21 protein-coding genes are annotated in these 22,854 nt (G+C 71.2%); 10 read left to right on the forward strand and 11 right to left on the reverse strand.

All coding sequences use genetic code 11. The features are described 5' to 3' along the window. The 6 genes from ACQEVZ_RS46355 to ACQEVZ_RS46380 form a co-directional block, all read right to left on the reverse strand. Window positions 1-864: a 3-hydroxybutyryl-CoA dehydrogenase gene (locus ACQEVZ_RS46355; RefSeq protein ID WP_433380321.1), complete on the reverse strand. Its 864-nt coding sequence runs from the start codon at window positions 862-864 to the stop codon at window positions 1-3. Continuing rightward, the gene (locus tag ACQEVZ_RS46360; RefSeq protein ID WP_433380324.1) at window positions 861-1,874 is read right to left on the reverse strand and encodes a 3-oxoacyl-ACP synthase III family protein; all 1,014 of its coding nucleotides are present in this window, start codon (window positions 1,872-1,874) and stop codon (window positions 861-863) included. Before ACQEVZ_RS46360 ends, ACQEVZ_RS46355 begins: the two co-directional genes overlap by 4 nt. A gap of 5 nt (window positions 1,875-1,879) precedes the next feature. Beyond that, complete coding sequence (gene ccrA, locus ACQEVZ_RS46365; protein WP_433380327.1) at window positions 1,880-3,220, reverse strand: crotonyl-CoA carboxylase/reductase; 1,341 nt, start codon at window positions 3,218-3,220, stop codon at window positions 1,880-1,882. Continuing rightward, the gene (locus ACQEVZ_RS46370) at window positions 3,204-4,031 is read right to left on the reverse strand and encodes a shikimate dehydrogenase family protein (protein WP_433380330.1); all 828 of its coding nucleotides are present in this window, start codon (window positions 4,029-4,031) and stop codon (window positions 3,204-3,206) included. The genes ccrA and ACQEVZ_RS46370 overlap by 17 nt, the downstream gene beginning before the upstream one ends. 122 nt (window positions 4,032-4,153) lie before the next feature. Further along, window positions 4,154-4,486, reverse strand: coding sequence for a VOC family protein (locus tag ACQEVZ_RS46375; RefSeq protein WP_433380333.1), 333 nt, complete (start codon window positions 4,484-4,486; stop codon window positions 4,154-4,156). Between the two features lie 70 nt (window positions 4,487-4,556). Beyond that, window positions 4,557-4,838, reverse strand: coding sequence for a DUF5988 family protein (locus ACQEVZ_RS46380; protein WP_433380336.1), 282 nt, complete (start codon window positions 4,836-4,838; stop codon window positions 4,557-4,559). Between the two features lie 307 nt (window positions 4,839-5,145). Between ACQEVZ_RS46380 and ACQEVZ_RS46385 the strand changes: the two genes are divergently transcribed. Beyond that, complete coding sequence (locus ACQEVZ_RS46385) at window positions 5,146-5,325, forward strand: hypothetical protein (RefSeq protein ID WP_433380339.1); 180 nt, start codon at window positions 5,146-5,148, stop codon at window positions 5,323-5,325. Between the two features lie 109 nt (window positions 5,326-5,434). Here the strand turns inward: ACQEVZ_RS46385 and ACQEVZ_RS46390 are convergent, their stop codons facing one another. After that, entirely contained in the window at window positions 5,435-6,490 is a 1,056-nt protein-coding gene (locus ACQEVZ_RS46390; RefSeq protein ID WP_433380342.1) for a glycoside hydrolase family 43 protein, read from the reverse strand. 219 nt (window positions 6,491-6,709) lie between these two features. On the opposite strand from ACQEVZ_RS46390, the gene ACQEVZ_RS46395 reads away from it, so the two are divergent. Continuing rightward, the gene (locus ACQEVZ_RS46395; protein WP_433380345.1) at window positions 6,710-7,765 is read left to right on the forward strand and encodes an RNA repair domain-containing protein; all 1,056 of its coding nucleotides are present in this window, start codon (window positions 6,710-6,712) and stop codon (window positions 7,763-7,765) included. On the opposite strand, the gene ACQEVZ_RS46400 is transcribed toward ACQEVZ_RS46395, so the two are convergent. The 4 genes from ACQEVZ_RS46400 to ACQEVZ_RS46415 form a co-directional block, all read right to left on the reverse strand. Further along, window positions 7,734-11,345: a discoidin domain-containing protein gene (locus ACQEVZ_RS46400; RefSeq protein ID WP_433380348.1), complete on the reverse strand. Its 3,612-nt coding sequence runs from the start codon at window positions 11,343-11,345 to the stop codon at window positions 7,734-7,736. The two genes, ACQEVZ_RS46395 and ACQEVZ_RS46400, sit on opposite strands and share 32 nt — an antisense overlap. Before the next feature lie 158 nt (window positions 11,346-11,503). Next, window positions 11,504-12,382, reverse strand: coding sequence for a hypothetical protein (locus tag ACQEVZ_RS46405; RefSeq protein WP_433380351.1), 879 nt, complete (start codon window positions 12,380-12,382; stop codon window positions 11,504-11,506). 105 nt (window positions 12,383-12,487) lie between these two features. After that, on the reverse strand, window positions 12,488-13,558 hold the full coding sequence (locus ACQEVZ_RS46410) for a Gfo/Idh/MocA family oxidoreductase (RefSeq protein ID WP_433380354.1): 1,071 nt from the start codon (window positions 13,556-13,558) through the stop codon (window positions 12,488-12,490). After that, window positions 13,555-14,919, reverse strand: a complete 1,365-nt coding sequence (locus tag ACQEVZ_RS46415) for an alpha-amylase family glycosyl hydrolase (protein ID WP_433380357.1) — start codon at window positions 14,917-14,919, stop codon at window positions 13,555-13,557. Before ACQEVZ_RS46415 ends, ACQEVZ_RS46410 begins: the two co-directional genes overlap by 4 nt. Before the next feature lie 113 nt (window positions 14,920-15,032). Between ACQEVZ_RS46415 and ACQEVZ_RS46420 the strand changes: the two genes are divergently transcribed. From ACQEVZ_RS46420 to ACQEVZ_RS46455, 8 genes are all read left to right on the forward strand, one after another. Continuing rightward, window positions 15,033-16,301: an ABC transporter substrate-binding protein gene (locus ACQEVZ_RS46420; RefSeq protein WP_433380360.1), complete on the forward strand. Its 1,269-nt coding sequence runs from the start codon at window positions 15,033-15,035 to the stop codon at window positions 16,299-16,301. 30 nt (window positions 16,302-16,331) lie between these two features. Next, on the forward strand, window positions 16,332-17,240 hold the full coding sequence (locus tag ACQEVZ_RS46425; RefSeq protein ID WP_433380363.1) for a carbohydrate ABC transporter permease: 909 nt from the start codon (window positions 16,332-16,334) through the stop codon (window positions 17,238-17,240). Then, window positions 17,237-18,094 carry a carbohydrate ABC transporter permease gene (locus ACQEVZ_RS46430; protein ID WP_433380366.1) on the forward strand — a complete coding sequence of 286 codons (858 nt, stop codon included), beginning with the start codon at window positions 17,237-17,239 and terminating at the stop codon, window positions 18,092-18,094. The genes ACQEVZ_RS46425 and ACQEVZ_RS46430 overlap by 4 nt, the downstream gene beginning before the upstream one ends. Window positions 18,095-18,097: 3 nt before the next feature. Beyond that, window positions 18,098-18,781, forward strand: a complete 684-nt coding sequence (locus tag ACQEVZ_RS46435) for an RraA family protein (protein ID WP_433380369.1) — start codon at window positions 18,098-18,100, stop codon at window positions 18,779-18,781. Window positions 18,782-18,792: 11 nt separating this feature from the next. After that, a complete protein-coding gene (locus ACQEVZ_RS46440) occupies window positions 18,793-20,499 on the forward strand; it encodes an IlvD/Edd family dehydratase (RefSeq protein WP_433380372.1) in 1,707 nt (568 codons plus the stop codon). A 60-nt stretch (window positions 20,500-20,559) separates the two neighbouring features. After that, window positions 20,560-21,276, forward strand: a complete 717-nt coding sequence (locus tag ACQEVZ_RS46445; RefSeq protein ID WP_433380375.1) for a GntR family transcriptional regulator — start codon at window positions 20,560-20,562, stop codon at window positions 21,274-21,276. Between the two features lie 351 nt (window positions 21,277-21,627). Continuing rightward, window positions 21,628-22,197: an RNA polymerase sigma factor gene (locus ACQEVZ_RS46450; protein WP_344510030.1), complete on the forward strand. Its 570-nt coding sequence runs from the start codon at window positions 21,628-21,630 to the stop codon at window positions 22,195-22,197. Next, entirely contained in the window at window positions 22,194-22,823 is a 630-nt protein-coding gene (locus ACQEVZ_RS46455; protein ID WP_433380378.1) for a hypothetical protein, read from the forward strand. The genes ACQEVZ_RS46450 and ACQEVZ_RS46455 overlap by 4 nt, the downstream gene beginning before the upstream one ends. Window positions 22,824-22,854 lie beyond the last annotated feature (31 nt).

Genomic DNA, 22,854 nt, shown 5'->3' on the forward strand with positions numbered 1-22,854 from the left:
CTAACGGGGGTACTCGTAGAAACCGGTGCCGGTCTTCTTGCCGAGCAGTCCGGCCTCCGCCATCCGCACCAGCGACGCCGGCGGTGCGAAGAGGGGCTCTTTGAACTCGTCGTAGAGGGCGTGGCCGACGGCGACGACGGTGTCCACGCCGATCAGGTCGATCAGGGCCAGCGGTCCCATCGGGTGCGCGCAGCCCAGCGTCATGCCCCGGTCGATGTCGGCGGCCGTGGAGAAGCCGGACTCCACCATCCGCACGGCGGCGAGCAGATACGGGATGAGCAGCGCGTTGACCACGAACCCGGCCCGGTCCTTGGACCGGATCACCTGCTTGCCGAGCACCTCGCTGACGAACGTCTCGCTGCGGGCGCAGACCTGCTCGTCGGTGAGCAGCGAGCCGACCAGCTCGACCAGCGGCAGGGCCGGGACGGGGTTGAAGAAGTGCAGGCCGATCACCCGGCCCGGCCGGCTCGTCGCCCGGGCCAGCCGCACGATCGGGATCGACGAGGTGATGGACGCGAGGATGGTGTCCCGCCCGTCGGTGATCTTGTCGAGCGCCGCGAACACCTCGGCCTTGAGCGATTCCCGTTCCGGTACCGCTTCCAGGACGAGGTCCCGGTCGCCCAGCTCGTCGAGATCGGCCGTGACGGTCAGGCGCTCGCCGGCCGCCGCGACCTGTCCGGCAGTGAGGCGGCCCTTGCGCGCGGCGCGGTCCATCGACGCGAGGATCCGTTCGCGGCCGGCGGTCACCGACTCGGGCCGCGACACCGCGACGACCACGTCGACCCCGGCCAGAACGCAGCTCTCGGCGAAGCCGGCTCCCATGGTCCCGCAGCCGACGACCCCGACCTTCGCGATGCCGCTCATCGCGCGGGCTCCGCCCGGCTCCACCAGCGCAGCAGGCACACGCCCACGGACATGCCCCCGCCGAAGCCGGCCAGCAGCACCAGGTCCCCGGTGCGCAGGACGCCGGAGCTGGCCGCGTCGTCGAGCGCGACAGGCACGGAGGCGCTGCCGACGTTGCCGTACTCCTCCAGCGTCCGGCGGGTCTGTGCGCCGGACAGCCCGCAGGACTGCACCAGCTCGCCGAGCAGCACCCCGTTGGCCTGGTGCGGGATGAAGTGGTCGACCTGCTCGACGCTCGTTCCCGCGCCGGCCAGGAGGGCGGCGATCGCCGGCGGCACCTCCTGCATGACGAAGTCCCGCACTCCCCGGCCGTTCATCTTGAAGAACTGCCCGCCCTCGGCGAGGGTGGCCGGGGAGGTGGGCCGGCGGCTGCCGCCCGCCTCGACCCGGATCAGGTCGTGGGCGTCGCCGCGGCTGGACAGGCCGATGCCGGTGATGCCGAACCCGGGCGGCACCGCGCCGACGACCGCGGCGCCGGCCGCGTCGCCGAGCAGCACCGCGGTGCTGCGGTCGCTGTAGTCGAGGATTCGTGAGTACACGTCGGAGCCCACGACGAGGACCTTGGTCTCGGGTGCGGCGAGGACGAGCCCGCGGGCGATGCCGAGGCCGTACACGAATCCGGCGCAGACGACGTTGATGTCGAAGCACGCCGCGCGGTGGGCGCCGAGCGCCTGCTGCACCAGGCACGCGGTCGGCGGCTGCGGCGAGTCACCCGTCGAGGTCGACACGATGATGTAGTCGAGCTGGTCGGGGGTGAGGCCGGCCTGGTCGAGCGCCGCCATCGCCGCCTGCGCGGCGAGGTCGGACGTCGCCTCGTCGGGTGCCGCGTACCGGCGGTTGCGGATCAGCGTCTTGCGCTCGATCCACTCGGCGGTCGCGGTCGGCACGAGCTCCGCGATCTCGTCGTTGCTGACCTTGCGCTCGGGCACGTACGAGCCGGTGCCGAGCAGGCCCACAGCGGTGGTGGTCATCGCGATCACCCGATCCCGAACGGCTTGAGGGGCTGCACCCGGTCCTCGCCGATGGCCGCCCGCAGCTGCGGGTCGGTCACCCCGAGGCCGGGCCGCGGCGCCAGGCACAGCACGCCGACCTTGCCCAGGTGCCGGTTGGTCTGCACGATCCGGGTCGCCTCGCCGACCTCGCTCAGCGGGTACACCGCCGACAGCGTCGGGGCGATCCGGCCGGACGCGATGAGCTGGTGGCAGTCCCACTGCTCCTGCAGGTTCGCCACATGACTACCGAGGACCCGTTTCAGCTTCATCCACAGATACCGGTTGTCGTACCGGTGGTCGTAGCCGGTGCTCGAACCGCACGTGACCACGACACCGCCGCGGCGCAGGACAAAGATCGAGATGCCGAACGTGGCCCGGCCGACGTGCTCGAACACGATGTTGGGATCGGCGCCCACCGACTTGCGGATGATGGCGCCGAGCCGCTTGCCGACCTCGATCACCCGCGACGGGTCGTCGGCGACGTCGTCGTGCAGCCCGATGTCGTTCCGGTTGATCACCACGTCGCAGCCGAGCGCCCGCAGCGCCGCGGCCTTGTGCTCGGAGCCGACCACGCCGATGCTCACCGCGCCGCCGTTGCGGGCGAACTGCACCGCGTAGGCACCGAGGCCGCCGGTCGCACCCCAGATGAGCACCACGTCGCCCTGCTTGAGCCGGGCGCCCCGGTCCCCGACCAGCATCCGGTAGGCGGTGCCGGCGCACAGCGGGTTGCAGGCGGCCTCCTCCCAGGTCAGGTGCGCAGGCTTCGGGATGAGCTGGCTCGCCCGGACGACCGCGAAGTGGGCCAGGCCACCGAAGTTGGTCTCGAAGCCCCAGGCGCGCTGCTCGACGCCGAGCATGCCGTCGGCATGGGTCGCCGGCTCCTGGTCGTCGACGTAGGCCGGGCTCATGACCACCCGGTCGCCCACCTGCCAACGCCGCACCCCGGAGCCGACGCGGACGATGACACCGGCGCCGTCCGAGCCCACCACCTGGTACGGCTGGTCGTGCCGGGCCGCCCAGGCGCCCTCGGCGGCGAACTGGCGCAGGAAGCGGAACGTCGGGATCGGCTCGAACATCGCCGACCACACGGTGTTGTAGTTGATGGAGCTCGCCATCACCGCCACGAGCACCTCGTCGGGTGCCAGCTCCGGCATCGGCACCTGCCCGACGTGCAGCGACCTGCGGACGTCCTTGTCGCCGGCCCCGCGGAACATGTCGACATCCTCGGCGCGCAGGTGGGCGGCCAGGTACCGGTCGGGCAGCGACGCACCGGCCAGGGCGGCGGCAGTGCCCGGGTCCGAGGCCGCTTCAACGAAAACGTTCATCAAGTTCCTCCGGTTCGTCGCTCCGCGTGCCCGTCGTGCTGTCCGGTCGGTCGAGGAAGAAGTCCAGGTACCGCGCGATCTGGCGGTCCAGCATGTGCGCGCCGTGATGCACCGGGTGCCCGAGTGCCTCGGCCGTGGCGAGCAGCGGCGTCCGCAACGGCTTCATGACGATGTCCGCCACGACCGTGTGGGCGGGCAGCGCCGCGGGCTCGAACGGCAACGGGTCGTCCGGGCGCAACCCGAGGGGCGTGGCGTTCACCGCGAAGTCCACGTCCGGCAGCGCCGCCGACCGGTGCGCGGTGATCCGCGCCGGCCAGTGCGCCGCCAGCCGGCTCAGCACCGCCTCGAGCCGGGACTCGTCGCGCTCGCGGACGAACAGGTGGTCCACGCCGGACTCCAGCAGCGCGACCGCCATGGCGACGCCCGCGCCGCCGCAGCCGACGAGCAGCAGCCGCCGGCCGCGCACGCTGTGACCGGCCGCGGCAAGACCGTCGACGAACCCGGCACCGTCGAAGTTGTCGGCCTGCCACCGGCCGTCGGCGCCCCGCCGCAGGATGTTCGCGCTGCCGGTCAGTGCGACGGCCGCGCTCACCTCGTCGGCGAGCCGGCACACCGCCAGCTTGTGCGGAACCGTCACCAGCATGCCGTCGACGTTGGGCGCCATCCGCAGCGCACCGGCCACCTCGAGGAACCGCGCCGCCGGCACGTGGAGCGGGACGAGTACCGCGTCCACCCCACGCCGGCTGAACTCCGCGTTGAGCAGCCTCGGCGCCCGGACCTGGTCGACGGGGTCTCCGACGACGACGTACACCCTGGTGCTTCCATTGATGGCGGGAGTCGCCGGGAAACACGGCGCTGTTGGCTGGGCCAAGACGACACCTCAGACTGATGTAAATGCGTGTCGGTTATCGATCGGTACCCCGGCGGTGCCGGTCAGTCGCGAGCGACGAACGTCCAGATCAGACCGGCGAGGTCGCGCACCGAAGCCCCGGCCGCGGACGGCTCCGGCCGCGCACCGGCTGCCAGGGCGCGAACCAGCGCCTGCTCCGTGTCGTCGCACATCAGTACCAGCACGGCGGAGGCCGGAGCCGGCGGCGGCACCTCGGCGAAGTCCGGTTCACCGACGGTCAGCCGGTAGGGGCCGAGCATCAGCTCCGCGCGCATGATCCGGCCGTCCAGCAGGCACTCCCGGTACCGTTCGGTGGCGCCGAACGCAGCGGTGTAGAACTCGACCGCGGAGGCGGTGTCGTCCACGACGATCTGCACTGACGCCAGGACACCGTCGGGCGTCCGGGAGCGGTCCACGGCACAGCTCGGAAACATCACTGGCCCCGCTTTACTCCGCGAAGAACGTCCGGCCGGTCCAGACGTAGACCGGCGAGCCCGCCTCGTCCTGGCGTCGTTCGAAGTGCTCGTGCCCGCCCTTGTACTGCACCTTGATCTTCTCGTCGTCGGGCCGGGCGAGCTGCCTGCGCAGCTCGGCCGGGAAGCTGGCGGGGCCACCCTCCAGCCGGACCTCCACCGGCGCGTCGGGTTGGCTCAGGACATCCAGTGCCCCCGCCTCGCCCTCGACGGCATGAGCGGACACCGGCGTCGGTGGAGCTGACTTGTCGCTCACCACGCACCTCCAACACTGCGCTGACGCATCGGGACAGCTTGCGACACGGACGCTATCGACGGCTTCGGATGCTCGTAAACCCTTACCCGAACCCCTATCCACAATGTCCACAGTAGACAGATGACGGTCTGTGCCCGCTGGATGCGAGGCGCGGCACGGCCGAGCCGCCCCGGGGATTCCCTCCGACCGGGTAGGGGTTTACACAGCGTAGTTCGGGGTGTGGCCGGAGCCGGGCGCCGCGTTAGCGTGCGGGCACTGGCGGGCCATGTCGGCCCGCCCGAAACCGACCGTCCGGATGGGTTTCCGCATGTTCGCCAATGGCCTGATCAGACACATTGCAATGCACCTCGGAACGGCCGGCTTCTTCACCGGAGCGGTCGTGCCCACCGAAGTGTTGATGACGTACCGCGACCGCCAGCGCCGCCACCTGCCGGCCGGGCCGGCCCCCGGTGCGCCGCCGACCTCGGCTTCCGTCGGCCTGCGGTGAGCGTGGTGCAGCGGCTACCGCGCGACGGCGGGTCGCATCACCGGGTTCCAGACAGGAGTCGAACCGCCATGCCGCGATGACCTGGTCCGCGACACCGCCCCGTCGCCGCCTATTCGAAGAACTTCAGGCCGTAGCCGAGGTCTGTGGTGGGGCCGGGGACGTTGGCGCGCCGGTAGGTGACGTTGCCCCACCAGACCGCGGTGCCGGTGTACCAGTACCGGTTCGACCACGAGTACGGGGTGCCCTTGGCGACTGCGTGGTACATCGTCGGGAACCGGTTCCCGGACGGCGGGCTCGTCGCGATGTCGCCGCGTTCGAGGACGAACGTGTGGTGCCCCGGCCCGTCGACGTACAGCGTGGCATCCCACCCGGTCATCATGTTCGGCGCGTAGGAGCCGAAGAGGCAGCCGTTGCTCTTGTACCAGTCCCACACGTAGGTCGGGTCACCGCCGGCCCGTAGCCGTAGCTCCGCGAGGCAGTACTTGCTGCTCCAGCTGCCGTTGGCGGAGTACACGATGTGCAGGCGGCCGTTCGGGTCGAGGATCGGCTCCGGCGCCTCGTTGATGTACGGGTTGCCGACGGTCCGCTCCCACGCCTCCCGTGGCTGGGAGATGACGTACCGGGCACCGGTCGTCGTGGCCGGGCCGGTCATGCGGGCGATGTAGAGGTTCTGCTCGACGTTCGTGTCCCCGGCCCAGCCGGACCACACGAACCAGCGTTGTCCCTGATACGTGAACGGCACTCCGTCGATGGCCCACTTGTCGCCGGGGAGCGCGACCTTCGTGGCAGCCGAGTAGCCGGAGTCGGCGGTCGCGGAGCTGATGTGGTACATGCGGTGGGCGGCGCTGCGACCGGCGGAGAAGTAGACGTGGTACCTGCCGTCCTGGTGGACGATCTCCGGCGCCCACACCTCACCGAGGTTGCCGGTGTCGCTCCACACCTGCTTCTTCGGCGCGGCCGCGATGCCGGCGAGCGTGGTGGCGGTGCGGATCGCGATGCCGCCGTCGACGGACTTCGCCGCGACGTACAGGCCTCCGACCTTGATGACGCTGGGGTCGGCGCCACCGAGCGTGGTCGCGCCCGCGTCGGCAGCCCTGGTCGGGGCGAGCACGAGCACGCCGAGAAGGGCCACACCTCCGATCAGGGCATGCCGAAGGTTCGCCATGGTCCGTCCTCCCGGTCACCCGCATCGGATCACTCCATACCGAGTCTCCCTATAGATGCGCGGCAATCAATGGCTTGGACGAAATCGTAAGCCTTATTTAAAGTTCATTGTTGCCTGGACGCGGACGGCGGAGCCCTCATCCGGGTACGGTTCGCCGATGATGCCCGCGTTGCCGCCGGTGGCGGCCGGCACGGTCCCGGACCGGCCGAGCTGACCGGCATGCGCCCGATCCAGGAGGTCGTGTCGCGGATCCGGTACGACCCTGCGCTCGACGCACGCCGGTTCGTCATCGGCTACGAGGAGCGCGGCTCCGGCATCCGCGAGTCGCCGCTGCCCGCGTTCGTCGCCGGGTCCGACGTGCCGTGGCATCGCGTCCGGTACGTGCGGGCCGGCGACACTGTCGTGTGGGACCGGCAGGCGCGGATCGACCTGGTCGGCGCGGACCTCGCAGCACCGCGTCCGTCCGCGCCCGGAACCCCGGTCCGAGCGGCGCCGTCCGCCGGGGAGCCGGTGCAGGTCGCGGTGTACAACGTGCTCTCCGACGCCCACGACCGCCACCGCACCTACCCGCACCGGCGCGTCCCGGCGTGCGTCGAGCTGCTCGGCGGCCTCGGCGCCGACGTCATCGCCCTGCACGAGGTGACGCACGAGCTGTGGTCGGCGCTGCTCGTCGCCGACTGGGTGCGGTCCGGCTACCACGTGTCCGACGGCCCGGCGGCCGACGCCGCCTACGGCACCGTCCTGCTGAGCCGCCGGCCGCTGCGCATCGAGTCCCACCGGCGGCAGGTGGTCGGCATCGCGCCCGTCGGTGGGGCCCGGGTCGCCTTCGCCGCCGCCCACCTGACGAGCAACCGCGCGCCGGACGCGCCGCGACGCCGCGCCCACGAGCTGCGACTCCTCGACGAGCGGCTGTCCCGCCCCGACGTCGACGCCGCCGTGATCCTCGCCGACGTCAACTTCGGCGACGACACCCCGATCCCCATGCCCGGCACCGTCGACGTGTGGCCGGCGCTGTACCCCTACGACGCCGGCTACACCTTCGACCCCGCCGCGAATCCCCTGGCGGCGATCGGCGACCCCAACGGCCGCCCTGGCCGCCTCGACCGGATCCTGCTGCGCGGCGAGCACCTGGTCCCGGTCGAGATCCAGCGCTTCGGCGACCGACCGTTCGCCGTCGACGACCGCCCACGGTACATCTCCGACCACTTCGGCCTGACCGCGCTGCTCACGGCCGGTCCTAGCGCTACGCGCCCGGGCGTACCTCCAGTGTGCTGAGCCTGGCGTCGCCCTGGTGCCACGTGGTGGTCACGGCGACGTACCGTGCTGTGGCGCCCAGCTTGACCGAGCCCAGCTGCGTGCCCGCCGCGACCGAGCCGACGTCGGTGAACGTCAGGCCGTCGTCGCTGACCGACACTGTCGCCGCAGGCGCCTGCGCCCCGTCCCAGGTCAGCCCGACCGTGCCGATCGCGGCGGACCGCCCCAGATCGACGACCATGCGCCCGTCCGGTCCTGGGACCCAGGCCGTGCCCCGGTCGCCGTCGACAGCGAGGGACGGCGACGTCATGCCCTGCGGAAGCACGGACGCGGGGAAGGTCTCTGTGCCGAGCGCGAGATCCGCGACCGGGTACGGGCGGGCGGAGGAGAAGGACACCGTCTTGACCATGCCCGTCGGCGGCAGGCCCGCGCCCAGCACCTCGCCGGTCTCGAGGTTGCGGAGCTGCACCGAACGGACGGTGCCGTTGGAGGAGACGCGGATGGTGCGCGCGTCGTCGACCACGGCGGTCAGTCCGGCCGGGGCCGTCCCCTTGCCCGGCGTCACCGCGGTGACCCGCGGGGTGAGCACGACGGCCGAGCCCGGGCGGAGCGTCACGTCCAGCACGGAGGACGTCGCCCCGACGCGCTGAGTGCCGGCATACAGCGGAACAGCACCGCCGCCGTGCGGGATCGTGACCGCCGTGGTGGCCTCGGTACCGGAGAGGTTGAAGACGACGAGGAAGCCGTCGACCAGCGCGGTCTGCGTGGCGGGGTTCGACGTCGTCGGCTCAGGACGCGCAGACTGCGCGGCCGTCGCGGCGGCTGCGCCCGGCACCATCTCGATCAGGCGCGGCCCCTTGCCGCCGTCGGCGAGGCGGATCACCTGCTGGGTGTCGCTCGCGCGGGAGACGGTGATCGGGGCGTCGGAGCCGCGGACGACGAACCCGCCCTTGTTCTCGACGGAGATCCACCCGCCGTCCGACTCGAGCACGCGGTTGCCGGTCTCCCGGTGCCGCGCGACGTCCTGCCAGGTGACGCCGTCCGTCGAGGTCTGAACCCGGTATTCCTCTCCCGCGGCGGCCTCCCAGCCGAGCTGCACCTGCGACAGCGCGGTGGGTCCGCCGAGGTCGACCTGGATCCACGAGTCGCTCCGGAGGCGGTCTGCCTTCGACACGGCCCAGCGCGTGGTCGGGCTGCCGTCGGTGACGGCGCTCGCGGGGAAGCCGCTGTCGGCGCTCGACGCCGTCACCGGGCGGTTGGCCGCGACGTCGGTGCCGGTCGGCTCGAACGCCCGGAAGTGGTACAGCGAGTAGCCGTACTGGGCATTGCCCCGCACCCCCTGCATCCGCACGTAGCGCGTCGTAACCGGCGCCGGTGTCGTCTGCCCGGGCGGGGTCAGGTCCACGGTGTCGAGGCGCGCGACGTTGACGTCCGCCGGGGCGTTGCCGTAGGCCGCGGCCGTGCGCCAGGTCCGCCCGTCGTCGGAGACCTGGACCAGATACCGGGCGCCGGCCGCCGACTCCCACGCGACGCGGACCGAACCCAGCACGGTCGGGGCACCCAGGTCGACCTGGAGCCAGGAGTCCGGCCGGGTGCGCTCGGCGACCGAGACGGCCCAGCGGGTCGACGGGTTGCCGTCAGTGACACGGGCAGCCGTGTACCCGCTCGCGACGTCCTCACTGGACGCCGTCGCCGGGCGACCGGCCGCGACATCGGTGGGCGTCGTCGGACCGTACGCGTGCAGCGAGTACATGGAGTAGCCGTACTTGGCGTTGCCCTGCTGGCCGAGCATGCGCACGTACCGGGCGGTGGTGGGCGCGTCGAACGTGAGGTCGTCCACGCGGGCGGCTTTCGCGTCGGCCGGGTCGGCGGGAATCTTGGGCTGCGGGGCGACCGTGGTGGTGCCCTCGGCTGTCGTGTAGGTCCGCGAGCCGTCGAGCCCGAACGCGCCGCCCATGTCGAGGTTGCGAACCGAGACGATGCCGTCGTCGGCTCCGGCGCCCGTGGAGGCGTAGACCGCCGCGCCGGTCGGCAGCGTCGCCTGCCCCGCGTAGCCGGACCCGACCTGGAAGACCGACGCCGTGCCGTCGAATCCGTCGCGCGGCCGTGTGTACGTCGTGACGTCGCGGGACGCGATCTTCGCGCTCGTCGACGGGTACAGGAACGGCGTCGCGCCCGAGACCTGGAACAGCCACGAGTCGTGGCCGGGCACCCACGGGAACTTGACGTACCCGGGCTTGCTGAGGGCGGCCGCCCACGCCGTCGTGGTCTGTTGCATGACGATCCCAGCGCTGGCACCGTAGTCGCGCAGGCCCGCGGCGGCGGCGACGGCCTGCGCGTCGGTCAGGGGCTGTACGGGTCCGGCAGCCGATCTGGCTGCGTGGTCGTGCAGCAGGTAGGAGATCGCGATCTCCGCGCGCGCCTCGGGCTCGTACTTCGCCTCGCCGGAGAACTTCGTCAGCCGGTTCGTCGGCGCATACGCCTGATAGGCGGCCAGGCCGGCGGCCAGGTGCTTCTCGGCGGTCACCGCCTCGGGGCGGCGAAGTACCTGGCCGACGAACGCCAGCGGGATCACGTCGCGGCCGTAGAGGAACTCGCGGTCGGCGACCATCGGCATGAAGGGCTCGCCTTGCGCCGACATGCCGAGTTGGAGCGAGTTCCACAGCTCGGCCGAGTTCGGCTGGTGCAGCAGGACCTCGGGCACGGGCCGGCCGTTGAGGATGAACTGGATGGAGTTGCGGCCGCCCGAACGCCAGATGTCCGACTGGTAGTGCGGTGCGTACGCCCCATGGTTCTCCACGAGGTAGGTGTCGCGGATGTTGTGCATCGTGTTGCTCGAGATCGGCGCTCCGCCGACCTGCGCCGGGTTGTTGCGGTCCGCAGTCGGCTGACCGGCCGCGTTCCGGGCCCAGGTGTTCAGCTGGTCGGTCCAGCGTCCCGCGTCGGGGTCGTCGGGCGCCCATGCGACGCCCGGGGCCAGCGCCTGCGTGTACACGCCGGACTCCTCCAGCGCCGTGTCTCCCTGGTAGGCGCCGTCGGGCCACCGCGCGTCCCAGCTGCCCGACAGCGGGTCCTGCGCGAAGTTCAGGTCGGCGGCGTACTTCGCCTGGCCTGTGGCGATGGTCTTGAGGTTCGCCTGCGTGGCCGGGTCCAGCTCGGCCCACAGCAGCCGGCCCGCGTCGAGGAAGTACGACTCGAATGTCGAGTCCCAGAAGAGCCTCTTGCCCCATGTGCCGTTCGCCCGTACGAGCCGGTTGTCCGCGGCGAACTTCCTGATCGTGGCCAACGTGTGCGCACGCAGCACGTCCTTGCTCACGCCCGCGAGGTCGGCGTCGTAGTCGCCGTGCGTGAGCAGGACGGCGTTGCCCAGGACGACCGCGAAGTTGAAGTCCGTCAGCTGATAGGCGCCGGCAGCCGGGTCCCACACTGTCTCGACCCACCGGGTGTGCCGCAGCAGTGCCCCGTAGTAGTCCGCGGCGATGGCGTCAGGGGCACCGAAGGCGGGGGCGTCGTCAGCGACCGCCGCGGGGCCGACGAGCGCGGTCGCGACGAGCGCCACGGTCGCGGCGGATGCCGCAAGGGCAGAGAGCAGACGGCGCATGTGTTGCCTTTCAATTGGCTGACCCGAAGCCGAACTCTTGGCGCAGGAAGTCCCATCGGACGCCGGCCGATCAGTGAGTTTCGCGGTTCCGATCGGCCGGCGTCAAGACACTAATACGAATTATCACGCGTACGCCGCCACCTCCGCGCCGCGCCCGTTCAGTCGTCGACGCAGATCTGGTTCAGCGTCAGGTGCCACGCCGCGGGCGCGCCGTCGTCGTCCTCGCTGGCGTTGGCGCTCATGAGCCACTGGTTCGCGTAGAAGCTGCCGGGCCACAGGTTGTGCAGCACGACGTTGCCGGTGCCGCCGACGATGTTCGCGCCGCCACCGAGGGCGACCTTGCCGACCGGGCAGGGCTGGCTCTTGCCCTGGCTGCCCGACCCGGGGGTCGTCGAGCTGGTGCGGATGACCAGGCCGGTGAGCGAGGAGGCGCAGATCCGGTAGGCGGTCACGCTCCAGGCAGCGGTCGTCGCGGAGTTGTTCTCCTCGTACGCCCGGACGTAGACGTGATCCGACGACGGGATCACATCGGTGACGCCCACGTCGCCGCCCGCGCCGGCGAGCGCCCAACCCATCCCGATCAGAGCCTTGCCACCCGGGCAGGTCGACGTGATGTCCTTCGGCGACCTCGAGTCCGGGGTACTGGTCACGCCGACGATCTCGTAGTTGATCAGCTCCACGTCGGGTGCGCAGATCGCGCGGACGGTCAGGCTCCACCTGCCGGAGAACCCGCCGCCGTCCTCGTACGCGTGCGCGTACACGGCCCGCGTCTCCGGCCGCAGGATGTCGACGACGACCTGGCCGAGGCCGGTGTTGGTGACCCCGGCCCCGACGACCTTGGTGCCGGCCGGGCACTCGGCGTACGCCTCATTGTCCGGGCCGCTGTTGACGCCGCTGCTGTCCTCGACGATGTCGAGCCCCGAGATGCCCGAAGCCGACGCCGGCCCGGCCAGCACGGCGGTCGCCGCAGCGGCCATGAGGGACAGTGCCGCGGCGGTACCGAGTCGCCGACCCCACCTCGCGATGTCGGTGTTCATGTTCCGTCTCCATCTCTCGTGTGACCTCGGCCCACCGGGATCGGCGGGCCGCACACGTGGAGACACGCACTCAACGACAGCGCAGCGTCAAGGAATTGTATGAGTTCAGTAAGGAGCCGGCCCCGGCTCATGAACCCCACCCTGCGGTATGAAGGATGGGCGGCCATGCCGACCGGATCGGCCCTCCTGCGGGTGCAGCGGGGGCACGGGGTGCCATCCGTCCCGACCGAACGCCGCGACGCAGGCGTCCGCGACGACGGCCGCGGCGTAGCCGTCGTAGGCTGTCGGGCCCTGCGGGTCGGTGCCCGTGACCACGGCACGGACCCACTCGGTGAGCTCCGCGTCGTAGGCGGCCCGGAAGCGCTCCAGCCAGGTGGCGGGGACCCAGGCGGCGGTGCCGACCGAGGAGACACCGGCGTTGCCGACGCTCAGCCATGCGCCGCCGCGCTCGCCGACGAGCTCGGTCCGGATGTCGTAGCCATACCCGACGTTGACGTTGACCTCGACGTCGACGACGACGCCGCCGGTGGTGCGGAGCCAGACGAGCATCGGGTCCTGCAGCGTCGCGGCGGCGTGGCCGTTGCGGCGCGGCCACACCACGCTGACGTCGGTGATCTCCTCGCCGAGCAGCCACCGCACCAGGTCGATCTCGTGGATGGCCGCCTCGTTGATCATCATCTCGTTGGTGAAGGAGCCCGGGACCGCCGGGTTGCGGTGGACGCAGTGGGCGAGCAGGGCGGCGCCGAGATCGCCGCTGTCGAGGGTGCGTTTGAGGCCGCGGTATGCCTCGTCGTAGCGGCGCATGAAGCCGACCTGGACCAGCCGCCGGCCGGCGGCGGCCTCGGCCGTCACGATCCGCAGGCACGCTTCGGCGGTGGTCGCCAGCGGCTTCTCGCAGAACACCGGCTTGCCCGCCTCGACGGCGGCGAGCACCAGTTCGGCGTGCGAGGCGGCGGAGGAGGCGACGACCACGGCGTCGACCTGGGCGGACCGGATCGCGGCGAAGCCGTCGGTGTGCGCCTCGGGCACGCCGTAGGTCGCGGCCACGGCCCGGGCCAGGTCGAGGTCGATGTCGGTGACGACGGCGACGTCGGCGCCGGGGACCTGCCGGTGCAGGCGCCGGACGTGGTCGGTGCCGATCACACCGGTGCCGATCACGGCCAGGGCCACGCTCATGATGCTTCTCCTGAACGGTCGGAACGGCAAAGGTGGAAGGCGCGGACGCCGCCCCCGGGGGTGTAGTCGGCCCCGACGGCGACGTCGAACCTGGTCAGTTGCGCCGGTGTGAGGCGGCGCGGCGGGCCGGCCCCGAGGATGTCCGTGACGCGGACGGTGTCGGCGCCGTCCAGGCCGAGCTGCGCCAGCGGCAGGCTCAGCACGAACGTCACGTCGCGGGGCAGGTCATTGCCGACGACGAGGACGGCGTCCTCGCCGGGGCGGTAGCGCAGGTACGGCACGAGGGCCGAGGCGCCGTTGCCCGCCGCCCGGACCATCTCGCAGGCGGCCGGGTCGGCGTTGAGCAGGTGCCGGTAACCCCTGCGGGCGGCCAGGCAGCGCCGCGCGTCGTCGTGCACGGCGCGCTTCGCCGGGTCCTCGAGTTGCGACCAGTCGAGCCGGCTGCCGTAGAGCCAACCGCCCGGCCCTCCGGTCCCGAACAGACCCTGTCGGAGGCGAGGGAGGGGGACCGGGTCGGCGTCGAACTCCTCACCGGCGAAGAACAGCGGCACCTGCGGGTTGAGCAGCAGGCCGTATCCCAGCTTCGCCCGGCTGCCGCGGGCGACGTAGTGGTTGCCCGGCAGCGCCTCCCAGCCGCGGTCGTGGCTGCTCAACTGGCGCAGCGTGAGCCGGTTGCCGCGGAACTCGCGGGCGATCGCCCAGTCGAGCACCGGGTCCAGGGCCGGTCCGTGGCACTCCTGCTGGCCCAGGTGGTAGCGGTCGTTCTCGGGGATGACGACGATCGGCTTGCCGAGGTCCGCGCACCGGGCGGTGATCTCGTCCCAGACGGTCGGGTCGACGAGGGAGACGTCGACCCGATATCCGTCGACGTCGAAGTCGCGGACGTAGGAGATCCACAGGTCGACCCACCACCGCCGGAAGTCCGGGTTGCCGTAGTCGAAGTCGGCCATGCCCCAGCTTCCGCCGGCGAACCAGTCGGGATGCTCGCGGACGAGCGTGCTGTCGTTGACCACGCCGTGGGCGATGACGTCGAGCAGCACCCGGATGCCGTGCCCGTGGGCGGCGGCGACGAGGGCGCGCAGGTCGTCGGGCGTGCCGAGGGCAGGATCGAGGAGGTCGGGGCGGTCCGCGGCGTAGGCGGACCAGATGCCGTAGAAGTGGTCGGTGGAGCGGGCGTGACCCGCCATCCAGATGGCGTTGACGCCGAGGTCGGCCAGGTAGGGCAGGCGCTCGGCGACGCTGGCGAACGTGCCGCTGCCACTGCCGTCCCCGGCGCCGGCGGGCGAGGTGAAGGTCCGCGGGTTGAGCTCGTAGAGGACCAGGTCGCCGACCCAGGGTGGCGCTGCCGGTACGACCAACACGAACCTCCTCGTCGTTGACAACATGATCACGCTAACCTACGGTCTCGTTTATCGTCAATCGATTAGCGATCCGACACCCCCGATTCCGGGTCGCTGTGCAGAAATGAGCGATCATGAGATTGAGGACACTGGCCTGCGCCGTGACCGCGACCGCCTGCCTGGCGGCCGCGGCCGGGTGCACGCCCAGCGCGAACACCCCACCCCAGTCCTCCGGACTGAGCGGCCGCGGCCCCATCACGTTCATGACGGCGGCGGACCCCAGCGGAGGCACCGACGAACTGGTGCAGGCGTGGAACGCCGCGCACCCGGACGAGAAGGTGACACTGCTCGAGCAGTCGTCGACGTCCGACCAGGCGCACACCGCGCTCGCGCAGAACTTCCAGGCACGCAGCGACCGGATCGACGTCGCCCGCGTCAACAGCGTCTGGACCGCGGAGTTCGCCGCACGTGGCTGGATCGCCGAGATCCCCTCCGGCGTCATGGACACCGGCGGCATCCTGCCTGCACCCCTCGCCGCGGGCCGCTTCAACGGCAGGACCTACGCGATCCCCTGGTTCACCGACGCCGGCCTGCTTTACTACCGCACGGACCTCGTCTCCGCCCCGCCGAAGACGTGGGCGGACCTCAAGCAGGCGTGCGCGATCGCCAAGGCCAACAACATCGGGTGCTACGCGGGGCAGTTCGCCAAGTACGACGGACTGACCGTGAACGTCAGCGAGGCCGTCGCCTCGTCCGGCGGCGCCGTCGTCGACACAACCGGTACCAAGGCCACGCTGAACACGCCCGAGGCGCTCGACGGCGTCACTTTCCTGGTGGAGAGCTTCCGCAACGGGACCATCCCGAAGGCGGCCATCACCTATCAGGAGGAGGACAGTCGCAAGGCATTCATGAACGGCGAGCTGCTGTTCCTGCGCAACTGGCCGTACGTGTACAACCTGGCCAGCAAGCCGGGCGAGGGCAACAAGGTGGCCGGCAAGGTGGGCATGGCCTCCATCCCCGGCAAGACCGGTCCCGGCAGGCCCGCGCTCGGCGGGTGGAACCTCGCGATCAGCAGCTACAGCACGCACCAGGGCACCGCCGCCGACTTCGTGGAGTTCCTCGTCGCCGCCAAGCAGCAGCGCCTGCTGCTCACGAAGCTCGGGCTGTCACCGGTACTCGGCGAGCTCTACAAGGACGCCGAGCTGCTTAAGCAGTACCCGTACCTGGAGGGACTCGCGCAGGCGCTGAGCACCGCCGTCCCGCTGCCGCAGACCCCCAACTGGGTCGGGCTGTCCCTGGCCGTGCAGGAGGCGGCCTACCCCGTCCTGCAGGGCGACGGCACCGCCTGGGACGCCGTGACAAAACTCCAGGCGGCCGCCGCGGAAGCGCTGGCCAGGCAGTGACGGACACGCCCGTGAGAGGCAGGAGCGACGATGCCTGACGTCGCGGTGGCACAGCCGCCGGCGCGCAGGGCGCCAAGGCGGGCGCAGACCCGCTCCGCGTTCGGGCTGCTGCTGCCGACGCTGATCGTGCTCGGGCTGGTGATCGGCTACCCCTTGGCGCTAGCGGTCAACCTGTCGCTGTTCTCCGACCCGATCGCGGGCGTGCCGCGGTTCGTCGGCCCGGACAACTACACCCGGGCACTGTGGGGCGCCGACGCGGGCCGCTTCTGGTCCGCGGCGGCCACCACGGGCGGGTTCACCCTGGTGGTGGTCACGCTCGAGCTCACCGTCGGCATGGCGCTGGCGCTGTTCATGCAGCAGCTCAAACGCGGCAGGGCATTCGCCCGGGTGTGCGTGCTGGTGCCCTGGGCCGTGCCGACCGCGGTCGCCACGGTGCTGTGGCAGTGGATGTTCAGCACCGACGGCGTGATCAACGCCCTCACCGGCCAGGAGATCCTGTGGACCGGTGCCGAGGGCCCCGCACGGACCGCGGTGGTCGTCATCGACGTGTGGAAGACCGCGCCCTTCGTCGCACTGTTGCTCCTCGCCGGCCTGCAACTCATCCCCGGTGAGGTGTACGAGGCGGCCAAGGTCGACGGTGCCGGCGCGTGGCGGCGCTTCACCCGCATCACGCTGCCGATGCTGGCACCGGCGGTGACCGTGGCCGTGCTCTTCCGCGTCCTCGACGCCCTGCGGATGTACGACGTGCCCGCCATCCTGACCAACGGCGCCAACGGCACCACCACGCTGTCGCTGCTCACCCAGCAGCTCGCGATCGGTCAGGTGCGGGTCGGCTACGGCTCGGCGCTGTCCACCCTGACGTTCCTGCTGATCTTCCTCGTGGCGTTGGCCTTCATCAAAGCGACCGGCGCACGCATCGTCGACAAGGAGGGCACGTGAGCACAGCGGCATCGACCCGGCGGACGCGGTCGCCCTGGCGGCGCGCCGGCACCGGGCTCGGGCTCGTCCTGCTGACGGTCTACAGCCTCGCACCGTTCTACTGGATGGTCGTCTCCAGCCTGCGCGGCGAGAACGACATCCTCAGCAACGCGCCACTGCCGGCCGCGCCGACCCTCGCCAACTACGCCGACGTCTTCGGCGGCAACGCGAGGTTCCTGCTCGCGTTGCGCAACAGCCTCGTCATCGCCTCGGTGACGACGCTGGTCGCGCTGCTGCTGTCGGTGACGGCGGCCTACGCACTGGCCCGTCTGCGGTTCCGCGGCAAGCCCGTCGTGCTCGGCGCGGTGCTCGCGGCCGCCATGTTCCCCGGCGTGTCACTGGTGACGCCGATGTTCAAGCTGTTCAGCGACTGGGGCCTGATCGACACGTACCCGTCGCTCATCGTGCCGAACCTGAGTTTCGCGCTGCCGTTGGCCGTGTGGGTGCTCACCAGCTTCTTCCTCGACCTGCCGTGGGGGCTGGAGGAGGCCGCGCAGATCGACGGGTGCAGCCGTCCCCAGGCGTTCCGGCGGGTCATCCTGCCGCTCGCCGCGCCGGCCATCTTCACCACGACCATCCTGGTGTTCATCACCGTCTGGAACGAGTTCCTCGTGGCCAGCTCGATGAGCCTGACCTCCGACGCGAGCCCGGTCACCGTCGCGATCGCGCGGCTGGCCGGCTCCTCACAGTTCCAGCAACCCTTCGGCCAGCAGATGGCCGCCGGCGTCGTGGTCTGTGTCCCGCTCGTCCTCGTCGTCCTCGTCTTCCAACGCCGCATCATCGCCGGGCTCACCGCCGGCGCCGTGAAGGGCTGACCCATGACCCACGAGAACTCTCCCGCCGTCCCCACCGAGGAAGTGGCCCGGATCGAACTGGTCCGGGACATGCTGTACACGCCGGTGATCGGCGACGTGCTCGACCAGATCGGCCGTCGACACCAGATCCTGCCACCGCGGATCCGTCCGCTGCGGGCCGACATGCGCCTGGTGGGACGGGCCATGCCGGTGCTGGTCGCCGATGCCTTCGGCCCGCAGGCCAGACCGTTCGGGCGCCTGACCGAGGCACTGGACCAGTTGCGGCCGCACGACGTCTACCTCGCCCGCACGGGACGTCTGGAGTGCGCCGCCTGGGGCGAGCTGCTGACGGCCACCGCACGGGTCCGCGGCGCGGCGGGTGCCGTGATCGACGGGTACCATCGCGACACCCCCCGCGTGCTTGCCCAGCAGTGGCCGGTGTTCAGCCGCGGCGCCTACGCCCAGGACGCGGCGGTCCGGGCGCAGGTGGTCGACTACCGCGTCCCGGTCGAGTTCGGCGCCGTGGCGGTGCGCCCGGGCGACCTCGTCGTGGCCGACGTCGACGGCGTCGTCATCGTCCCCGCCGAGCTCGAGGACGAAGTCCTCGAGCTCGCCCTGGCGAAGGCGACCAGTGAGAACACGGTTCGTGCCGCGATCGAGGGCGGCATGTCGAGCACCGAGGCCCTCGCCACGTTCGGGGTGCTGTGACGATGGAACCGATGCGCAGCACCGAATGGTTCGCCGCCGAGGGCCGCAACGGCTTCATCCACCGCTCATGGATGCGGAACCAGGGTTTTCCCACCGAGGTCTTCGACGGGCGTCCCGTCATCGGTATCGCCAACACGTGGTCCGAGCTCACCCCGTGCAACGCCCACCTGCGCTCGGTCGCCGAGGGCGTGAAACGCGGCGTGTGGGAGGCGGGCGGGTTCCCGCTCGAGTTCCCCACGATGTCGCTCGGGGAGGCGTTGATGCGCCCGACCACCATGCTGTACCGCAACCTGCTCGCGATGGAGGTCGAGGAGAGCATCCGCGGCAACCCCGTCGACGCCGTGGTGCTGCTCGCCGGCTGCGACAAGACCACCCCGGCGATGCTCATGGGTGCCGCCAGCGTCGATGTCCCCGCGATCATGGTGACCGGTGGGCCGATGCTGAACGGCAAGTTCCGCGGCCGCGACATCGGCTCCGGCACCGACCTCTGGCGGTTCAGTGAGGACATGCGGGCCGGCACGATGACCACAGCGGACTTCAGCGCCGCCGAGGCATGTATGTCACGCAGCCCTGGGCACTGCATGACCATGGGAACGGCATCCACCATGGCATGCCTGGCGGAGGCGCTCGGCATGCAGCTACCCGGGTCCGCGGCCGTTCCCGCCGTCGACTCGCGCCGCATGGTCACGGCCCATCTCGCCGGCCGGCGCGCCGTCGCCCTGGCCCGCGAGGGGCTGCGCCCCTCGCAGATCATGACCCGGGCAGCCTTCGAGAACGCCGTCCGGGTCAACGCCGCGCTCGGCGGCTCGACCAACGCTGTCGTGCACCTGCTCGCGATCGCCGGCCGCGTCGGCGTCGACCTGACCCTCGACGACTTCGACGTCCTCACCCGTGACGTACCGGTGCTGGCGGACCTGATGCCGTCCGGGCGCTTCCTGATGGAGGATTTCTACTACGCCGGCGGTCTGCTCGCCCTGATGGCCGAGATGCGCGACCTGCTGCACCTGTCGGCGCCCACCGTCGGCGGCGGCACCGTCGGCGCCAACCTGGAGGGCGCCGTCTGCCACAACCCGGAGGTCATCACGCCACGCGACCGGCCGTTCCAGCGGCCCGGGGCGGGCACCGCCGTGCTTCGCGGCAGCCTCGCCCCGGACGGCGCGGTCCTCAAGGTCTCCGCCGCGTCCCCGCACCTGCTGCGTCACACCGGCCCGGCCCTGGTCTACGACCGGATCGAGGACTACGCCGCGGTGTGCGAGGACCCGGACCTGCCGGTGACCCCCGACACCGTGCTCGTCGTCCGCCACGCCGGCCCGAAGGGCTACCCGGGGTTCCCGGAGGTCGGCAACATGCCCATCCCCCGCAGCCTGCTCGACCGCGGCGTGTCCGACATGGTCCGGATCTCGGACGCCCGCATGAGCGGCACCGGCTTCGGCACCTGCGTCCTGCACACCACGCCCGAGGCGGCCGCCGGCGGACCGCTCGCCCTCGTCCGCACCGGTGACCTGATCCGCCTCGACGTCCCCGACCGCCGGCTCGACCTGCTCGTCGACCCGGAGGAGCTGGCCCGGCGTCGGGCGGCGTGGACGCCACCCGACGCCGGCACCACCCGTGGCTGGACATCGCTGTACGTCCGTCACGTCCAACCCGCCAGCACCGGGGCCGACCTGGACTTCCTTGTCGGCGGCAGCGGCCCTGACGTGCCCCGCCACTCGCATTGATGTTCCAGATAAAATCGACTATCGCTGAGCTCTTCGACGGACCGCACCGGGGGAACAAGGTTGACAGACAAGACATCTGGCCGCGCACCGCTCGTCACGGGCCTGCTCAGTGAGCAGATCTACGACGCGATCCGCGCCGACATCACCGTCGGTGCGCTGACACCGGGCGAGCGGCTGGTCGAGGCCGAGCTCGCCCGGTCCTTCGGCGTCTCCCAGGCGCCGGTCCGCGACGCACTGCGCCGCCTGGCGCACGAAGGGCTCGTGCTGCAACTGCCACGGCGCGGGACCTACGTCGCCGAGATCAGCGACGACCAGGCACGCCGGTCCTACCTGGTCCGTGAGGCCCTTGAGGCGGTTGCCGCGCGCGAGTTTTGCGCACACGCCCCCGACGACGCCACCGACGCGCTCAAGGTCTGTGTGGACCGGATGTTCGACGCCTCCCGGGCCGGCGACCTCAACGCCGTCATCGATGCCGACGTCGCCTTCCACCGCGCGGTCTTCGAGCTGTCCGGCAACCCGCTGCTGCCCCGCATGTGGGCGCTCGTCGAGCCGGTGCTGCGCGGCTTCACCGCGATCTCCAACAAGGTGTACTTCCACCACGACGAGGTCGCCAAGTCGCACCTGCCCCTCCTCGAGGTGTTCCGCGAGCGGGACGCCGACCGGGCGGCCGAGCTGGCCCAGGAGCACGTGCGGATCGTCTGGCAGCGCGTCGACGGCGAGGGAGGTGAGGTACCCGGCACCGCGGACAGCGGCCGGCGCGCCGGGCAGCACCGCTGAGCGTCCGAAGCGCTGCTGCCTGCCGGGCCTTCACCTGGCAGGGCTGCCCGCAACCCGGGCGGCATGAAGGTGCTGCTCCGCGGGGCCGGGCCGCTCCTGGTCGGTCGGCCGCTCCCGGTCACGCAACCAGGTCGAACGCGGCTTCAACCGGCGCGAACACGACTCTGCTGGATGGGAAGTCGATCGGTCCATAGTGATCGTTTGCCGCCACGTAGTAATGGATCGTGGCTACACGGGCTCGCCGAGGTCTGTCGCACAGGAACGCCCCAGCCGGGCTCAGCGAAACCATGATCGCGTGAACCTACAGTTCGAGACCGGTAACCAGAGGCCTCCAGGCGGACATTCCCAGATATGGAACCAGACGACGCGGCCGCTCGAAGGCGCTTCGAGGAACTGTTCGAGGCCCACTACGCGGAGTTGACGCGTTTCGCTACACGTCGGGTAGGCGCCGACGCGGCAGGCGACATCGTCGCCGGCACGTTCCTCATCGCCTGGCGCCGGCTCGGCGAGCTGCCGCCCGACCACGCCCGAGCCTGGCTCTACTCCACCGCCCGACAGGTCATCGCCAACGAGCTGCGGGGGCGGACGCGCCTGCAACGGCTGACCGACAAGGCGGCTGCCGGTGGCGACGTCCACGCGGCGGACCACTCGGCCCGGGTCGACGAGCAGATGCGCGTCCGTGCGGTGCTCGCTGAACTGTCCCCGGCCGACCAGGAGGTCCTACGGCTCATCGAATGGGAAGGGCTGGACGTGGCCGAAGCGGCACTCGTCCTGCGATGTACGCGCACAGCGCTCAAGGTGCGGCTGCACCGGGCGCGGCGACGGTTCGCCCAGCGTTTGTTGGCGACGGACGAGCAGGACACCTCGACGGCCCGGCGCACCCGGCCATCCATCGTTCCCCAAGGGAGTACCAGTCCATGAACGACACTCTGGGCCGCCTGCGCGCGGCCGACCCCGCGCTCACCATGCCCGAACCCGATCCGCGCGACTCGCAGGCTCAGGCCCTGCTCGAGCGGGTCCTCGCCGTGCCACACGTGTCACCTGGGCGGCGCGGGCGTCGCCGGCTCGTCGCCGCGGTGGCCGGTGCGACGGCGGCTGCCGCCGCCACCGCGTTCTTCATCGCCGAACCCGCTGCGGCGTACACAGTGGACAAACACGCCGACGGGTCGATCGCCGTCTCGTTCCGTGCCGACCGCCTGAAGGACGCGGACAAGCTCAACGCCGAACTCGCGCGGGCCGGTGCGCGCACCGTCGTCATGCGCATGGTCCCGGCCGATCAGTGCACGACACCGCTCGACATGGATCCGATGTTCCCGTTCCTCACCACTGCGACTCCTGAGCAACTGAACCGCTATCCGGTCTCCTACCAGTTCCAGGACACAGGCGTGGTCATCACCATCCGGCCTGACAAGATCCCGGCCGCCGACACCCTGGCCTTCGGCTACGCCATCCGCAACGACCGCGACGGCCGCACCACAATCGCGGTCCCCGCGGTCGTCCGCACCTTGCCATCCTGCATGGCCATCCCGAACCGCCCCCGGCGGTGACACGAGCGGCGTCGGGTACCGATCGTGGTAC

The organism is Dactylosporangium sp. CA-152071 (genome assembly GCF_050936335.1).
GTDB lineage: Bacteria > Actinomycetota > Actinomycetes > Mycobacteriales > Micromonosporaceae > Dactylosporangium > Dactylosporangium maewongense.

What these genes read in the sequence shown, in the direction of transcription:
- ACQEVZ_RS46355 (WP_433380321.1), bottom strand. Translation starts at nt 864, where the DNA reads ATGAGCGGCATCGCGAAGGTCGGGGTCGTCGGCTGCGGGACCATGGGA.
- ACQEVZ_RS46360 (WP_433380324.1), bottom strand. Translation starts at nt 1,874, where the DNA reads ATGACCACCACCGCTGTGGGCCTGCTCGGCACCGGCTCGTACGTGCCC.
- ccrA (WP_433380327.1), bottom strand. Translation starts at nt 3,220, where the DNA reads ATGAACGTTTTCGTTGAAGCGGCCTCGGACCCGGGCACTGCCGCCGCC.
- ACQEVZ_RS46385 (WP_433380339.1), top strand. Translation starts at nt 5,146, where the DNA reads ATGTTCGCCAATGGCCTGATCAGACACATTGCAATGCACCTCGGAACG.
- ACQEVZ_RS46390 (WP_433380342.1), bottom strand. Translation starts at nt 6,490, where the DNA reads ATGGCGAACCTTCGGCATGCCCTGATCGGAGGTGTGGCCCTTCTCGGC.
- ACQEVZ_RS46395 (WP_433380345.1), top strand. Translation starts at nt 6,710, where the DNA reads ATGCGCCCGATCCAGGAGGTCGTGTCGCGGATCCGGTACGACCCTGCG.
- ACQEVZ_RS46400 (WP_433380348.1), bottom strand. Translation starts at nt 11,345, where the DNA reads ATGCGCCGTCTGCTCTCTGCCCTTGCGGCATCCGCCGCGACCGTGGCG.
- ACQEVZ_RS46405 (WP_433380351.1), bottom strand. Translation starts at nt 12,382, where the DNA reads ATGAACACCGACATCGCGAGGTGGGGTCGGCGACTCGGTACCGCCGCG.
- ACQEVZ_RS46410 (WP_433380354.1), bottom strand. Translation starts at nt 13,558, where the DNA reads ATGAGCGTGGCCCTGGCCGTGATCGGCACCGGTGTGATCGGCACCGAC.
- ACQEVZ_RS46420 (WP_433380360.1), top strand. Translation starts at nt 15,033, where the DNA reads ATGAGATTGAGGACACTGGCCTGCGCCGTGACCGCGACCGCCTGCCTG.
- ACQEVZ_RS46425 (WP_433380363.1), top strand. Translation starts at nt 16,332, where the DNA reads ATGCCTGACGTCGCGGTGGCACAGCCGCCGGCGCGCAGGGCGCCAAGG.
- ACQEVZ_RS46435 (WP_433380369.1), top strand. Translation starts at nt 18,098, where the DNA reads ATGACCCACGAGAACTCTCCCGCCGTCCCCACCGAGGAAGTGGCCCGG.
- ACQEVZ_RS46440 (WP_433380372.1), top strand. Translation starts at nt 18,793, where the DNA reads ATGCGCAGCACCGAATGGTTCGCCGCCGAGGGCCGCAACGGCTTCATC.
- ACQEVZ_RS46450 (WP_344510030.1), top strand. Translation starts at nt 21,628, where the DNA reads ATGGAACCAGACGACGCGGCCGCTCGAAGGCGCTTCGAGGAACTGTTC.
- ACQEVZ_RS46455 (WP_433380378.1), top strand. Translation starts at nt 22,194, where the DNA reads ATGAACGACACTCTGGGCCGCCTGCGCGCGGCCGACCCCGCGCTCACC.